Below are 14,713 nucleotides of genomic sequence, written 5' to 3'. Positions count from 1 at the left end.
CATGCATAATATGCCCTGAATCAGACATCACCTGCATTTTCTACTTTAAAACATTGTAATTAATTTGAATTCTTTTTACTTCGAATGACTTCTTTCACGCATAGTACAATTAATAGTAGTAGCCATGATGTCACAATATAGAAGATCATTTTACTCAATTGATTCATTTCATCTAAGAAAAATAGCATACCTATCCAAACAGCAGCTATGATTAAAATTTGATATAGTAAAGGTTTCATCTTAGTTCCCCCTCAGATTCTAAATAATAGTTTACATGACACATTTATATTTTACCATTTGTATGAAAAAAACGGGGATAACAACTAATTGTTGCCATCCCCGTTTTATTAAAATTGGTTTATTATATTTGCCATCTCGATAGCTGATATAGCAGATTCTGATCCTTTATTACCGGCTTTTGTTCCAGCACGTTCAATGGCTTGCTCAATCGTTTCGGTAGTAAGTACCCCAAAGATTACTGGTTTCTCGGTTTCTAATGATACGCGCGAAACTCCCTTTGCCACTTCACTACTTACATAGTCAAAATGTGGTGTTGCCCCTCGAATAATAGTTCCTAAAGTAATGACCGCATCATATTTTTCATTCTGAGCCATCTTTTTGGCTACTAATGATATCTCAAATGCGCCTGGAACCCAGGCAACATCAATATTTTCCTCTTTTACATCATGTCTTTTCAATGTGTCAATTGCACCATCTAATAACTTGCTAGTAATAAACTCGTTAAACCTTCCTACTACGATTCCAATTTTTAAATTACTTCCAACTAACTTTCCTTCGAATAAATTTCCCATTTATCTATCTCCTTTATTGTTCCTTTGTTATTGTGTCACCTGTTTTTTTTGATTTTGGCGATATACGACTAAATCTTCAATGGATATTAGTTTTAGATCTAGTTGTTTGGCCATTTCAACTAAATCTGGTAATCGGGCCATCGTTCCATCTTCTTTAATAATTTCACAAATTACACCAGAAGGTGATGCACCGCTTAAGATTGCGAGGTCAATAGCAGCCTCTGTATGACCTCTTCGAACCAGAACACCACCATCCTTCGCAATAATAGGGAACATATGGCCTGGCTTCTTAAAATCTGTTCTCTTGGCATTAGGGTTAACAATTTCTTGAATCGTTCTAGAACGTTCTTCTGCACTAATCCCTGTTTTGGTGGTTATATGGTCAACACTTAGGGTAAAAGCTGTTCCAAGAGGATCTGTGCTTTGTTCCACCATTATTGTAAAACCTAATCTATCAGCAAGGTCTTTTTGGATGGGTACACAAACTAATCCTTTTCCATATGTGATCATAAAATTTATAATATCCGGTGTTGCTCTATCTGACAAAGCTAAAAAATCACCTTCATTTTCTCGATTTTCATCATCAACTACAATAATCGGTTTTCCTGCTTTTAAATCTTCAACTGCTTCATCAATTTTATTAAACATTCTTTCCACCCTTTACATAAAACCATTTTGTCTTAATAAATCTGTCGAAATTCCTGTTTTTTGTTGTGTATTATCCTGGTATTGATTAAATAAATGATGAACATATTTTGCCAGCGTATCACATTCAATATTCACTATTTCTCCTTGCTTCTTTTCGCCGACTACAGTTTCATGAACAGTATGAGGTATCAGTGATATGGTCACAACATTTTTATTAACATTAAAGATTGTTAGGCTTGTTCCATCAACCGTTATCGACCCTTTTAACATTAAGTATTTTTCTAACTCTTCCGGGACCCTTATATCGTAATAAATGGCATTTTCTTTTCTATTTCTTCTTATAATCAAGCCAGTCCCATCCACATGCCCAGAAACAAAGTGCCCGCCAAATCGACCATTTGCAGCCATAGCTCGTTCTAAATTTACCGTTGACCCACTACTTAAGTCCTTTAACGATGTAGATTTAAATGTTTCCGGCATAACATCAACCTGAAATTCCTTCGATGTAAAATTCGTAACCGTAAGACAAACTCCATTCACAGAAATACTATCTCCAAGCTTTACATCATCCAATATTTTCTGTGCTTCAATAGCCATCTCAATAGAGTTCTCAGATACTTTTTGAACACTTTTTACGGTACCCTTCTCCTCAATAATTCCTGTAAACACTTCTGTCACCCTTTCGCGTCTAATTAAAAACAATGCAAAAAACCCCTGAATATTCATCAGGGGCATAAGGACAGAATTTTTTAGTAAACAAAACAAGCATAGGAATATACAAATGCTAAAAGCATAAGACACTCCACGCCTATAAGTCTCCTACAAAATTCCTTCTCCCATCCAGACTATACTGTCGGCTCTGGATTTGCACCAGATCCACCGTATGAACTAAAATGCTCACACGGGTCACGGACTTAGAAGTTTTAACTTCATCACCGCCGGTCGGGACTTTCACCCTCCCCCGAAGGAATACGTAAAAATATTCGATTGTGTTTAGTATAAATCCTTTTTATATCAGATTCAAATCCTTTGCACTAAATTACAATTAACTACGTGATTATCTAGTCATTATCGGTCATAATATAAGTATTGAAATATACAATGGGGGAATTCTCATGGCATTACAAAAGGGTGAAAAAAATTGTATCACGGATGTTCAGGGTGTACTAGTAGGGCATAAAACATTATATAAAAAGCTTAATGAGGAAGAAACTATTTGCACAGGGGTAACCGCAATCCTACCACACCCTCGTAATCTTTTCTATGAGAAGGTAAGGGCGGCAAGTCACGTTATAAATGGGTATGGAAAAACTAGTGGACTCGTTCAAATGGAAGAGTTAGGTTTAATGGAATCACCAATTATGCTGACTAATACTCTAAGTGTGGGTCCAGTCATGGAAGGTACAATTTCTTACATGTTAGAGCAAAATAAAGAGCTTGGTACTTCTGCTGGGACATTAAACGTAGTCGTAGGAGAATGTAATGATGGTTTTTTAAATTCGATGCGACTGCAAGCGGTAAGACCTGAACATGCAATCGAAGCCATTCAAAACGCAAAAAGTAGTGCAACAGAGCAGGGAGCAATTGGTGCTGGGAAAGGAATGATTTGCTTTGGTTATAAAGGTGGAATTGGTACTGCATCTCGTATTGTAACAGCAGCGGAGGAAAAATATACAGTAGGATGCTTAGTACTAAGTAATTTTGGAGAAGGTGATAATGCGCTATTTGCAGACTTTCCAAAAAAGAAGAACCCAAATAGTACGGATGGATCGATCATGATGATTGTTGCTACAGACGCCCCACTTTATGATAGACAACTAAAGCGAATGGCAAAACGTACTGCAGCAGGGCTTGGTAGAGTCGGTAGCCATATGGATAATGGAAGTGGGGACATTGCAATTGCTTTTTCTACAGCCAATACATACCAACATAATGCTAATGGTCACCTAGATTCAATATCTTATCTTCGGGATGACCACAAAGCAATGAACCAATTATTCCAAGCAGTAGTTGAGGCGACTGAAGAAGCAATAATAAATTCGTTGAGATATGCTGAGACCACGGTTGGACAACGTGAGAGAAAAATAGAGAAGGCACCACTTTGATGTGGTGCCTTTGGTTTTTTCAATTTTAGGGCACATGGTCCGAGCTCCCGGGCTCATAATCCGACTGTTCAGGCGCATGGTCCGGATTCTCGGGCCCATGCTCAACCCCTAATATCGCTAGGAATTTACACCCAAATCACTTCCTACTTTTCACCATAAACAACTTAGGCTCATCTGCCCTAAATAACATCAATTTATCCGTAACTGGATGATTAAATGATAATATTTTTGCATGAAGACCTAATCTTCCAATTTCATTTGTCTTTGCACCATATTTTTTATCCCCTACAACAGGATGACCCATGTCACTCATATGCACACGGATTTGGTTTTTACGCCCTGTTTCTAGTTTTGTCTCTAGGAGAGTGAATTGTTTATTCCCTTGGATTCGGCGGTAATGTGTGATTGCTAGTTGGCCTCCCTTATCTTGAACCGAGTACATTTTATGAGTTTTACTTTCCTTTAACCATGATTTTATGGTTCCTTCTGGCTTCTTTACTTCCCCTTCCACCAATGCTACATAAGTGCGTTCTTTGACGATTTCCTTCCAATTATCTTGGAGCTTTCGTTTTACTTTTTCACTTTTTGCAAACATCATGACACCAGAAGTTTCTTTATCCAGTCGATGAACAACAAATACGCGATTTCCCGGATTCTGTCGTCGAACATGTTCCATTAACTGGTGTAGTACGGTTCTTCTTTTTTCTTTTTCTGTGGCAATCGAAAGGATTCCTGCATCCTTATTGATAACGATGATGGAATTATCTTCATATAAGATTTCCAATCCAATTAGCGTGCTTTCTTTAACTGCGACCTTGTTTTTTAATACGCTAACTTGTTGGCCTGGTTGTAGTAGGTAATTGTGCTTTGTCTCAATATGATCATCAATTTTCACCTGTCCACGAGTTAAGATGGATTTGACAGAGTTTCTACTTCGATTAGACATCTGTTCTAATAAAAATGGTAACAATTCAACCTGTTTCTTTACCTCAAAGTTCATCGTACCGTTTCTTTGTTGCTCTTGTTTTCGAAATGACATGTTTGGACTCTCCTAATCTTCATCTTTTACATCAATGTCTTCTGGAATTGGTTCGTGTAAATAATCCTGAATCATCAATTTGTATTTTTCTACTTGTTCAAAATAAGTGGTAAACTGTCCTTTATTGACAAGATACTGTTTCCCATCATGGATTGCCCGAATTTTCCCTTGCAATATTAAAGACTTCACTCTCTGTTCATTTATGGATAAATATTCTGCTAGTTCTGGTATTGTTACGTACAACAAGAACACATCCTTTTCCCTGAAATTATCATGAAAGTGAATAACCAATCCTAACTTTACTAAATTATTCAATAGTAAATTTTTCCTATTTATACTATAATCACCTTATAAATAATTTACAGCAACTAACAGGAGAATTATACACGAATGCGTTTAAAATTAGAAAAGATAGATATAAACTATAATTTATATAATTCCCCAAAAAAGAATACAGAGTATATCGTTTTAATTCATGGTCTGGGTTTAGACTCAACAATGTGGGATCCACTAATCCCTTATTTACAAGAATATTATCATATTCTAACATTCGATTTGAGAGGTCACGGCACAACTAAAGGTCAAACCGATCATATCACGTGGGATCTGTTAATAGAAGACTTCCATACTTTACAATCAGAACTACGTCTGGAAAAATTCCATTTGGTTGGTCTAGGGTTTGGTGGCAACTTAGCTATTAAGTTCAATGAGACATACCCAGAAAAGGTAAAAAAGCTCATTCTTACTTCTACTTACATGTATTTTCCAGAAGTTATTACGCAAAAGGAATTACAAAAACGGAAAAATCTTGTCACTGACGGTAATATGTCCGAGCTTACCAAGAATATGATTCATCAAATTGTTTATAACCTCACACCTGAGACAGAATTTTTACTACTCATGGCTTATGCAAAAGTTGAACAAACCACTTATTTCAACTTATTGAAGATGCTTGCTGAAACGGTAAAACTAGATGACTTAAGACACATTGATAAAGAAGTTTTGCTTATTCAAGGTGATAAAGATCCACTTTTTCCAACCCAGCAGAACAATCTCTATCAAAATTATTTAAAAAACTCCGTAAACTATATCGTACCTAATTCCTCTAACCTCGTTCCATTAGATAACCCTTCTAGTTTTATCACTCTGGTTGGACATTTCATTAAAGAAGGAATTAACGGGAACTTCAATGCGATCATGGAACAAGAATTTACAAACAACTATGAAGATCTACTATTAAAGCCATTTAATACGTTTGAAATAAATATCCTGAATGGTTTTTCCGTAAAGTACAAAGGTGTAGCGGTTGAAGGAAAATGGAATCAACGTAAAGCAAAAAATTTATTAGCCTATCTTGCTTATCATAATCCTTCTACAAGAGAAGATTTGATTGAAGAATTTTGGAGGGAAAATGATTTAAATAGTGCAAAGAATAATTTACGAGTCGCACTTAATCATTTGAAAAGAATTTTACAAAAGCATAATTTAGAATCACATTTACAAATTGGCCGTGACCAGATTAGTTTAGTTGGGGACATATCTTTCGACCTATCTAACTACATGCACCTACTTCAAGTTTGCAGTGTCGAAATAAATCCCATTAGAAAAAAAGCTTTATTTGATGAACTATCTCACTTATATCAGGAAAGAATGTTTCTTGATATGTACGATGACTGGCTGCTTTCCATTCAACAAGAAATTGATATTAGGATTCACGCAATTTCTAAGTTGATGAAAAAGAGATAAGAAATATTACAATCAGTTAATACAAAAGGAAGCTTGGGACAATTAGTAAACCCCAAGCTTTTTTGATAATTTTTTTTAATACATGATTTATTATCTTTATTAATCTAATTATTGAGGGAGCGTTGTCTATATTCTAAAAACTCGACCTTAGGTACATCCAAAGCACTACAAAGTGCATCGATTGGATAAAGGTTTTTCAAGGATTCAATTGCTTTATACTTTTCCTCTTCCCCTTGAAGAATCATTTGCAAGTAAGATTTTAATGCCTCTACTTCCATTTTTAATTCTTCAATCTGTTTTTCAACCGAATATTCATTACTTGTTTTCTCCACATGATGAATAGATCGTTCAAAGGCATTAGGGCCTTCTTTTTTGTATTTTTTAATCCATTCATAAACGTTATCACGATGTCTAATGCCTAAGTCTTGGATGACCTCTTGAACAGGTTGATCCTCGTCAAGAACACGTCGAATCGCTTCTAATTTTATCTGTTTACTATATCGGCTGTATGGCTGTCTATTTTCCAACCCCATCACCCCTATTACTGAAAAGTTACCTTAGTTCAAAGTGAGATAGATTTATCATACTATATGCACCATTACACATTCATTACAAGACACAGCACTGAGAAATTATTATGTTAATCCTTCCTTCTAGAAGCATTATTTCCCGCCCCGATAGCAATTCCTATCGCAATGCCAATGGCTAATTATCCAATGCAACTCCAAAAGCGACACCCAACGCAATACCGAGAGCTATTCCACCGCCATTATACTTTTTGCTTTTCTTTTCGCTCATCCTCCTCACCCCACACATATCTTTACGATTATACGTAGCCCTATGTTTCACTTTTCATAGCCTAACTTTCTCCAATTGAATAACTTCCCGGGGTCTACCTTTCTTTTCGGTGCATAATCGTCATGTCCAATTACATGATATCTATCTTTTGGAATCGTTGGATATCGATTATGCAGAGTATCCAATAATAACGATAGTGAGTTATATTGATCTTCTGTGAATCCAATAAAACTAGGATCAAGGTTATTGTAAATCTCCTCTGAAATACTAGGGACTAATTCATCTTTTGTGCCGATTCCCATTAATTCAATACCAATCGAATACTCATTCATGTCATGGTCGAAGAATGGAAGATTGGGTAAACTATTTCTACCAGCATGGTAAGCAACCCGATTATCTGATACGAATTGATAAATATCGCCTTCACGGCCAATTACATAATGTGTGGAAACCCCATACTCTGCTAATAAAAAGTATATATCTACAATGTTAAATGGAGAATCTGGCTTCGACTCGATATTACTAATAGAATGAATAACAATATGTGTTATTGGCTTTATTCTCGTTTCAGAATATTGAATTCCTAAAGGGAGTTCTTTAGTGGATAATGCATCTTTTGACTGAGCGGATATAGAGTAAAATGGTATGAATGCTAGTAGGAATAAACTTGTTATGATTCTTCTGCTCATAAGGGTCCTCCCCAGTTATGATTACTACCTCTTAACCATTCTTTTTGTGATTCACCAAAAAAAAGCTTACAATGTGTTGGAGGAAAGGAGATACATCTATGAATATAAACTACCCATTACCCAACGAAATCACTAATCTTTTAAATCAAAAAAGAAACAGTCCCGATACATTTCAGGAGTTAATTAGACCAGGTGGTTATATGCCACCAACCATCGATTTACTTATGGATGCCATTACCGCATTAAGTATGGGAAAAAACATTTTACTAAAGGGTCCTACAGGAGCTGGTAAAACAAAGTTTGCTGAAACACTTTCCAACCTGTTTAACCAACCTATGTTTAGTGTGAACTGTTCCGTCGATTTAGATGCAGAAAGCTTACTCGGTTTTAAAACATTGGCCTATCAAGGAGAGAAACAGGTTATCGAATTTATTCCAGGCCCAGTCATCAACGCGATGACACATGGTACTTTTTTATACATTGATGAGGTAAATATGGCAAAGCCAGAGACACTACCCTTAATAAATGGTGTACTCGATTACCGGAGAACCATCACGAATCCATTCACCAATGAAACAATTACAGCAACTGGCGGCTTTGGTGTAATCGCAGCAATAAATGAAGGATATATTGGAACGGTGCCATTAAATGAAGCCTTAAAAAACCGCTTTATCGTATTAGAGATTCCTTATATTGAAGGGCAACAATTAAAACAGCTAATTCAGTCGAATACAAAGTTGACGGATGAAACAATGGTTAACCTATTTGTGAAATTGTCTTCTGACTTAATCCAAGCTGTCACACAGGGAAAGCTTTCTGAGGATGCCGCATCCATTCGAGCTTTATTAGATGCTTGTGATTTAAGTGTACTTATCCCTCCAAAACGTGCTATCCTTCGTTCTATTGTGGACAAGCTAGATGAGGAAAGAGAAAGGGAATTTGTGAAGAACTTAACGGAAACTTATTTTTAGTTAGGAGAATTAGCATGCATGTCTTTAATGATGCAAGGGTCGATACAAATCTTTTCTTACAGCTTCAAGACCTTGCTACCGTTTTATCTGGTGATGTGGATCTAAAATTCGACTATAATTATGGTTCATTGATCGATCTTGTCGATTATAAACTCACGGCCAGTAGCTTTTGGGATAATACCAATCCTAGCATTAAAGAACCTGGTCTTAAGACAGATGTTTACCTACGTGCACTTGGTACGTTGAGACATTCCACTTTACCGGAGATGAAAGTTTTCGTGGAATCCATCACTGAATCCCACTTGCCTAAATTTGCTTATCAATTATTTGCTCTGCTTGAAGATCTCCGTCTAGAGGAAATTATTAAGCATGATCGACCTGGGACTGTACAAGCATTTTCAGTTAGAAGAAAAGCATACCAGCATTATTTTGGAACCCAATTAGTCGTTAATGCAAATCGAAATTTCCAATTAGATGAACTCTTTTGTTTAATTTACCTGCAACTTGCAGCAGACAATCCTGAGCCTGCTTTTCCAAAGGCAACAACTAGTCAGATTCAACAGTTGGAAGAGCTTAAATCACTTCTATTTCAAGTGTTTGAAGCAAGAACCACCTCTGAAACAGCTAGAATTGCCGAACAAATCGTATTTCAGCTATCGGGATATAAGGATACATTAAATGAGTACTTTGTCTTCCCTGTCAGTCATATAGAACGCTACGAAAAAAATACATTATTTGATGAACTGACTCGAACAGATCCTCTTGCAAATTGTGATTTTGAGATGGTGGACCAAGATGAAAGTGAATACTTTGATCAAGAATTTTCCACTTGGCACCGTGAAAATAAAAATGAAAATCGCAAGCAGAACTTCCTTCAATTTGAGCTAGAGCAAGGTACGAAAACAAGTATTTTAGGGGGAGGTGCTCGCGAAACCGAAGATGGTGACCAAGCAATGGCTTCTATTCAAGGTGCATCAAGTCAAAGTAAGCAAAATGACTACTCTGAAATGGAAGCACTGGAAAAAGAAGAGACACCTCATAAGGGTGGCCAGTCTGATGAATTTGGCGAGGAAAATAAGGATGCTGTAAAAATTGATAAAGTGGCAACAAAACCTACTAATGACGATATGGAAACTTATCAGATTTTCGTAGCAGATATAGAGCCATATAAACGAAAGCTAGCGAAGACGATTGAGAAGACCATTGAGCATAAAAAGAATCAGCCTAGACAGGACCTTATTTTCGGCAGGTTATCTAAGAAACTACTACCTATCGTATTAGAGGAAAATCCAAGAGTTTTTTACAAAAAGCATGAAGATTCCAAGGAATTTGATGCGGCATTTACGTTGCTCGTGGATTGCTCTGCGTCTATGCATAACAAAATGGCGGAGACAAAACGTGGAATTGTGCTTTTCCATGAGGTATTAAAGCACTTAAAAATCCCTCATTCCATTGTTGGATTTTGGGAGGATGCAAATGAGGTCAAGGAAGATTATCAACCTAATTACCTGCACAGAGTTCATTCATTTACCGATTCGTTTTACGAGCAAAATGGACCAAAGATTATGCAGTTGGAACCAGAGGAAGATAACAGGGATGGATTTAGCATTAGGGTCATGTCAAAGGAACTTATGGATAGAAGAGAAAAGCATAAGTTTTTACTTGTATTCTCTGATGGGGAGCCCGCCGCTGCAAATTACGACCAAAATGGCGTTGTGGATACGAATCTAGCCGTAACGGAAGCACGAAAGAAAGGAATTAGCGTTATTGGTATGTTCCTAGCCAATGGAGAAATCGAAGAACGCCAAGACCTAACCATGCAAAATATATACGGAAGAGAACGGGTCATGGTCCCAAGCGTCCAAGAACTGCCAGACCACTTTGCCCCCCTGTTGAAGAAACTCCTACTGAAATTGGTGTAGAGGTGCCTGTCACTTCCCGAATTATGTCGAACCACCTCCCTTTCCCCGAATAGCATATAGCATATTTATGTTAATGGGGAGTGAAGAGAAAGTGGGATACTTCCAACACTTCAACCTGGTTATAATTATTATGCATTAGCACAGCTGTTTTCATGATAAATAAAGAATATGAGAAATACATTCAAGTCTATGAAGAAATAGAAAGACTAGCCCGTGTTATGGCTGACGCAATTTCTGATGCCATGATCAAATATTACCTAAATATGTTTTAATGAAAAGCCTGTTACTCCTCCGACAAATTTCGAGGAGTGACAGGTACCATATTCCAACTTTTTAATAGTAGTTTAATTGCTTCTTCGAGTGCTGTTTCGGGTATTCCTGCAAATCCTAATATGATTCTTGGTTGGGTATTGTTTTGTTTCTCCATCGTATAGGTGGATAGTGGGTATATTTTGATACCCTGTTGTTTTGCCCTTGTAACCAATTCCTCTTCACCCATACCGTTATTAACTTCTAATACAACATGAAAACCCGATATATCTCCTGCTACTTTTACTTTTTTTGGATATAATTTTAATAATTCTACGGTTGTCTCCATTTTCCTCCGATAAACTTTCCGCATGCGGTTAAGGTGTTTTTCAAATTCCCCTTGTTTCATAAACTGTGCTAGAATATGCTGGTCAATCCTTGATACAGTGCATTGGAAAAATGATAACTCCTTCTGATAGCGCTCCATCAATCCTTTAGGAAGTACCATATAACTTATTCTAATCGAAGGAATCAATGACTTTGAAAAAGTTCCTAGATAAATCACTTTTCCACCTTGGTCCATACTCTGTAAGGAAGGAATGGACTTTCCACTATAGCGAAATTCACTGTCATAATCGTCTTCTATAACAAAGCGATTGCTTCGATTGGCTGCCCAGTTCAATAGTTTTATTCTTCTATTTGCCGAAAGCACGGAACCATATGGAAAATGATGAGAGGGGGTTACATATAGTACATCGATCTTTATGTGTTCAAGAGAATCTACTTGAACCCCGCTATCATCCACCTTAAGTGAACAAACCTCATTCGGATAGTTTTTAAGAATACTAGAAATCACATGATAACCAGGATCCTCTACACCATAGGATACCTTATGTCCTAGCAACAGAATCAACTGCTGTAATAAAGTTTCTACCCCAGCACCAAGAATAATATCGTCTGGTGAAGAGTGGACCCCTCTAGCTTGATAGAGATAATTTGCAATCTCTTCTCTTAGCACATATTCCCCTTGCCTATCTCCCATTAAAAGCAGGGACTGATGTTCTTGATTCAACATATTTTTGGTGTACTTCCTCCATTTTACAAAGGGAAAGTTTTCTGTATCTATCTTACTCGGATGGAAATCATATCGGATTTCTTGATTCTTTTGCTTAGGAGTTTTTTCCTGTCGATTAGCTGTTTGAACATACTCTAAATCCTCATAGGTCAAAACGAAATATCCTTTTCTTGCTATTCCCTCCACATAGCCTTCCGCTACCAATTGGTCATATGTTGTTTCCACTGTATTTTGGCTTATTTTAAGAAATTCAGCTAACTTCCGCTTTGATGGTAATTTCGTCCCATACGGGATCCGCCCTTCCAAGATTTCATTTTTAATAAATGCATACAATTGTTCATACAGTGGTATTTCATTTTCTCGATTCAGATTACAAGATAACATATCCATATTTACTAATCCCCCTTAACTGGCATCATCAAAGTCTATTAATCTGACACTTTCAACAATGCCAACTACCTACTATAATAAGATAAAATTTTAAAATTAATCAACTAAATGAATCGATTGGAGTGTTAGATTTGGAAAGACAACTAGGAACTGAGGTTGTAAAAAGAGGAATGGCTCAAATGCAAAAGGGTGGCGTCATTATGGACGTTGTCAATAGAGAGCAAGCAATGATTGCTGAAGCAAGTGGCGCTGTTGCAGTAATGGCACTGGAACGAGTACCATCCGATATTCGTGCAGCTGGTGGTGTTGCTAGAATGGCAGATCCACGGCTAGTCGAGGAAGTGATGAGTGCCGTCACCATTCCAGTTATGGCAAAAGCACGTATCGGTCATATTGTGGAGGCACGTGTATTAGAAGCGATGGGTGTAGACTATATTGATGAAAGTGAAGTATTAACACCTGCCGATGAGGAATTTCATCTTCTAAAAAGTAATTTTACTGTACCATTTGTGTGTGGTTGTCGAGATTTAGGTGAGGCAGCAAGACGTATTGGTGAAGGTGCTTCTATGCTTCGGACAAAAGGGGAACCTGGGACAGGAAACATTGTAGAGGCAGTACGTCATATGCGTATGGTTCAAGCACAGGTGCGTAAAGTTACTTTGATGAGTGATGATGAATTAATGACAGAGGCTAAAAATCTAGGCGCACCTTATGAAATCTTAAGACAAATAAAAGATGCTGGAAAATTACCAGTAGTAAACTTCGCTGCAGGTGGTGTTGCAACACCGGCAGATGCCGCACTAATGATGGAAATAGGTGCAGATGGTGTTTTCGTTGGTTCTGGTGTATTCAAATCAGATAGTCCAGAAAAATTTGCAAGTGCCATTGTCCAAGCAACAACTTACTACAATGACTATGACCTAATCGGAAAACTCTCTAAAGAACTAGGAACGCCTATGAAAGGCATAGACATTGCCAAACTAAGCCAAGAAGAAAGAATGCAAGAACGCGGCTGGTAGCCCTTTGTATGCTGCTGGAGCCTGGTTTTAGGGTGCCACTTCCCGAGTTATGTCGAATGAAAAATAAGGTTCCAGGCACCAATTGATTTTGTTGAAAGGTTGTGAGTTTATGAACCGTATGAAGATTGGTGTTCTTGGGCTACAGGGTGCTATTCAAGAACATATAAAACAAATTGAAGCTTTAGGCTGTACCGGTGTTATTATTAAACATCCAGAACAATTAGAACTCATTGATGGGTTGATTCTTCCTGGTGGGGAAAGCACTACTATGAGAAAGCTAATTGATCGATACGGTTTTTTCGAACCTATAAAACAGTTTAGTGCCAACGATAAACCTATTTTTGGAACTTGTGCTGGCATGGTATTGGTTGCGAAAGAACTATCCGAATCACACGATGGTCATCTCGGTTTAATGGACATCTGTGTAAAACGAAATGCCTTTGGTAGACAAGTAGAAAGCTTTGAGGCAAAACTTGATGTGAGTGGTATGGAAATACCTTACCCGGCTGTCTTTATCCGGGCACCTTATATTGAGAAGGCATATACAAACGTCGATGTACTAGCTACCTATGAGAATAATATCGTTGCTGCTAAACAGGACCATATTTTAGTAAGTGCATTCCACCCAGAACTCACTGGAGATACCAGATTTCTACAGCTTTTTGTAGAAATGGTGAAAGATTCTCGGAAGACTGCGACAAATTAAGGAAATAAACAAACCAAAAGGTATAATTCCACTTGGTTTGTTTTTTACGCATACTAACTTATAATCCAATGAAACTTTCCCTGTTACAATTCGTATATTATGTATAACTTTCTTGGGGAGGGAAGAGAATGGAAATGGGTTACTCAATGGATCCAGGTTTTAGTTTTTTTGAAGATTTATTTCCTATAATTTTCGGTCTTATTTTTATAATAATTTTACTAGTCTTTATTACTGGAGCATTTAAAGGGGTTTCAGAGTGGAGGAAAAATGAACAATCTCCACAATTGTCAGTACCAGCTATTATTAAAAGCAAGCGCACTAATGTAAGTCATCATCACGGCAATGACCACCATGGACATACGAGTACTACATATTACGCAACATTTGAATTTGATAGTGGTGACAGACAAGAATTTCGTCTATCCGCTAGAGAATATGGTCAGATCGCTGAGAATGACCTTGGTATTCTTACATTTCAGGGTAGTAGATTTTTAGGATTTGAAAGAAGTAGAGAATAGAAAAGTGCCAGGCACCCTAATGACAA

At 37.2% G+C, this 14,713-nt stretch carries 16 protein-coding genes, 1 pseudogene and 1 riboswitch; of the genes and pseudogenes, 7 read left to right on the top strand and 10 right to left on the bottom strand.

Annotated elements, in window-relative coordinates; translation table 11 throughout:
• Window positions 1-59 precede the first annotated feature (59 nt).
• From TY11_RS00920 to ribE, 4 genes and pseudogenes are all read right to left on the bottom strand, one after another.
• Complete coding sequence (locus tag TY11_RS00920) at window positions 60-239, bottom strand: hypothetical protein (protein ID WP_042142035.1); 180 nt, start codon at window positions 237-239, stop codon at window positions 60-62.
• Window positions 240-347: 108 nt separating this feature from the next.
• Complete coding sequence (gene ribH, locus TY11_RS00915) at window positions 348-812, bottom strand: 6,7-dimethyl-8-ribityllumazine synthase (protein ID WP_042142034.1); 465 nt, start codon at window positions 810-812, stop codon at window positions 348-350.
• 30 nt (window positions 813-842) lie between these two features.
• Window positions 843-1,460: pseudogene (gene ribB / locus TY11_RS00910) on the bottom strand (3,4-dihydroxy-2-butanone-4-phosphate synthase); the annotation flags it as partial.
• Window positions 1,461-1,472: 12 nt separating this feature from the next.
• Window positions 1,473-2,129 carry a riboflavin synthase gene (ribE, locus tag TY11_RS00905; RefSeq protein WP_042142149.1) on the bottom strand — a complete coding sequence of 219 codons (657 nt, stop codon included), beginning with the start codon at window positions 2,127-2,129 and terminating at the stop codon, window positions 1,473-1,475.
• A 155-nt stretch (window positions 2,130-2,284) separates the two neighbouring features.
• A riboswitch (FMN riboswitch) is annotated at window positions 2,285-2,433 on the bottom strand.
• Between the two features lie 142 nt (window positions 2,434-2,575).
• Between ribE and TY11_RS00900 the strand changes: the two genes are divergently transcribed.
• Window positions 2,576-3,565, top strand: a complete 990-nt coding sequence (locus TY11_RS00900) for a DmpA family aminopeptidase (protein WP_197025038.1) — start codon at window positions 2,576-2,578, stop codon at window positions 3,563-3,565.
• A 136-nt stretch (window positions 3,566-3,701) separates the two neighbouring features.
• On the opposite strand, the gene TY11_RS00895 is transcribed toward TY11_RS00900, so the two are convergent.
• Together TY11_RS00895 and TY11_RS00890 are read right to left on the bottom strand one after the other, a co-directional pair.
• Window positions 3,702-4,604 (bottom strand): RluA family pseudouridine synthase, encoded by a 903-nt coding sequence (locus TY11_RS00895; protein WP_042142032.1) that lies wholly within the window; start codon window positions 4,602-4,604, stop codon window positions 3,702-3,704.
• Window positions 4,605-4,616: 12 nt separating this feature from the next.
• Window positions 4,617-4,847, bottom strand: coding sequence for a helix-turn-helix domain-containing protein (locus tag TY11_RS00890; RefSeq protein ID WP_042142148.1), 231 nt, complete (start codon window positions 4,845-4,847; stop codon window positions 4,617-4,619).
• Window positions 4,848-4,994: 147 nt separating this feature from the next.
• Between TY11_RS00890 and TY11_RS00885 the strand changes: the two genes are divergently transcribed.
• Complete coding sequence (locus TY11_RS00885) at window positions 4,995-6,350, top strand: alpha/beta hydrolase (RefSeq protein ID WP_042142031.1); 1,356 nt, start codon at window positions 4,995-4,997, stop codon at window positions 6,348-6,350.
• 104 nt (window positions 6,351-6,454) lie between these two features.
• Here the strand turns inward: TY11_RS00885 and TY11_RS00880 are convergent, their stop codons facing one another.
• The 3 genes from TY11_RS00880 to TY11_RS00875 all read right to left on the bottom strand — a co-directional run bounded on the left by TY11_RS00880 (window position 6,455) and on the right by TY11_RS00875 (window position 7,837).
• On the bottom strand, window positions 6,455-6,877 hold the full coding sequence (locus TY11_RS00880; protein ID WP_042142030.1) for a transposase: 423 nt from the start codon (window positions 6,875-6,877) through the stop codon (window positions 6,455-6,457).
• 178 nt (window positions 6,878-7,055) lie between these two features.
• Window positions 7,056-7,148, bottom strand: a complete 93-nt coding sequence (locus TY11_RS21160; protein WP_491630649.1) for a glycine zipper domain-containing protein — start codon at window positions 7,146-7,148, stop codon at window positions 7,056-7,058.
• Window positions 7,149-7,195: 47 nt separating this feature from the next.
• Entirely contained in the window at window positions 7,196-7,837 is a 642-nt protein-coding gene (locus TY11_RS00875) for an N-acetylmuramoyl-L-alanine amidase (protein ID WP_042142029.1), read from the bottom strand.
• Between the two features lie 98 nt (window positions 7,838-7,935).
• Here TY11_RS00875 and TY11_RS00870 point away from each other — a divergent pair, with 98 nt between their 5' ends.
• Together TY11_RS00870 and TY11_RS00865 are read left to right on the top strand one after the other, a co-directional pair.
• On the top strand, window positions 7,936-8,808 hold the full coding sequence (locus TY11_RS00870; RefSeq protein WP_042142028.1) for an AAA family ATPase: 873 nt from the start codon (window positions 7,936-7,938) through the stop codon (window positions 8,806-8,808).
• 14 nt (window positions 8,809-8,822) lie between these two features.
• Window positions 8,823-10,730 (top strand): vWA domain-containing protein, encoded by a 1,908-nt coding sequence (locus TY11_RS00865; protein ID WP_042142027.1) that lies wholly within the window; start codon window positions 8,823-8,825, stop codon window positions 10,728-10,730.
• Window positions 10,731-11,013: 283 nt separating this feature from the next.
• Here TY11_RS00865 and pdxR read toward each other — a convergent pair whose 3' ends face one another.
• Window positions 11,014-12,444 (bottom strand): MocR-like pyridoxine biosynthesis transcription factor PdxR, encoded by a 1,431-nt coding sequence (pdxR, locus tag TY11_RS00860; protein WP_042142026.1) that lies wholly within the window; start codon window positions 12,442-12,444, stop codon window positions 11,014-11,016.
• A gap of 131 nt (window positions 12,445-12,575) precedes the next feature.
• Between pdxR and pdxS the strand changes: the two genes are divergently transcribed.
• The 3 genes from pdxS (at window position 12,576) to TY11_RS00845 (ending at window position 14,687) form a co-directional block, all read left to right on the top strand.
• Entirely contained in the window at window positions 12,576-13,463 is an 888-nt protein-coding gene (gene pdxS, locus TY11_RS00855; RefSeq protein WP_042142025.1) for a pyridoxal 5'-phosphate synthase lyase subunit PdxS, read from the top strand.
• A gap of 118 nt (window positions 13,464-13,581) precedes the next feature.
• On the top strand, window positions 13,582-14,169 hold the full coding sequence (gene pdxT / locus TY11_RS00850) for a pyridoxal 5'-phosphate synthase glutaminase subunit PdxT (RefSeq protein WP_042142147.1): 588 nt from the start codon (window positions 13,582-13,584) through the stop codon (window positions 14,167-14,169).
• 128 nt (window positions 14,170-14,297) lie between these two features.
• Complete coding sequence (locus tag TY11_RS00845) at window positions 14,298-14,687, top strand: DUF2500 domain-containing protein (protein WP_042142024.1); 390 nt, start codon at window positions 14,298-14,300, stop codon at window positions 14,685-14,687.
• The last annotated feature ends 26 nt before the right edge of the window (window positions 14,688-14,713 follow it).

The sequence above is a fragment of the Paucisalibacillus algeriensis genome, assembly GCF_000577245.1.
In the GTDB taxonomy this organism is placed as follows: Bacteria; Bacillota; Bacilli; order Bacillales; family Amphibacillaceae; genus Ornithinibacillus.
This window is presented reverse-complemented; position numbering and strand designations above follow the sequence as displayed.

Coding starts and splice junctions, on each gene's coding strand:
- pdxR (WP_042142026.1), bottom strand. CDS start 12,444: ATGGATATGTTATCTTGTAATCTGAATCGAGAAAATGAAATACCACTG.
- TY11_RS00845 (WP_042142024.1), top strand. CDS start 14,298: ATGGAAATGGGTTACTCAATGGATCCAGGTTTTAGTTTTTTTGAAGAT.
- TY11_RS00895 (WP_042142032.1), bottom strand. CDS start 4,604: ATGTCATTTCGAAAACAAGAGCAACAAAGAAACGGTACGATGAACTTT.
- ribH (WP_042142034.1), bottom strand. CDS start 812: ATGGGAAATTTATTCGAAGGAAAGTTAGTTGGAAGTAATTTAAAAATT.
- pdxT (WP_042142147.1), top strand. CDS start 13,582: ATGAAGATTGGTGTTCTTGGGCTACAGGGTGCTATTCAAGAACATATA.
- TY11_RS21160 (WP_491630649.1), bottom strand. CDS start 7,148: ATGAGCGAAAAGAAAAGCAAAAAGTATAATGGCGGTGGAATAGCTCTC.
- TY11_RS00900 (WP_197025038.1), top strand. CDS start 2,576: ATGGCATTACAAAAGGGTGAAAAAAATTGTATCACGGATGTTCAGGGT.
- TY11_RS00870 (WP_042142028.1), top strand. CDS start 7,936: ATGAATATAAACTACCCATTACCCAACGAAATCACTAATCTTTTAAAT.
- TY11_RS00920 (WP_042142035.1), bottom strand. CDS start 239: ATGAAACCTTTACTATATCAAATTTTAATCATAGCTGCTGTTTGGATA.
- TY11_RS00885 (WP_042142031.1), top strand. CDS start 4,995: ATGCGTTTAAAATTAGAAAAGATAGATATAAACTATAATTTATATAAT.
- TY11_RS00875 (WP_042142029.1), bottom strand. CDS start 7,837: ATGAGCAGAAGAATCATAACAAGTTTATTCCTACTAGCATTCATACCA.
- TY11_RS00865 (WP_042142027.1), top strand. CDS start 8,823: ATGCATGTCTTTAATGATGCAAGGGTCGATACAAATCTTTTCTTACAG.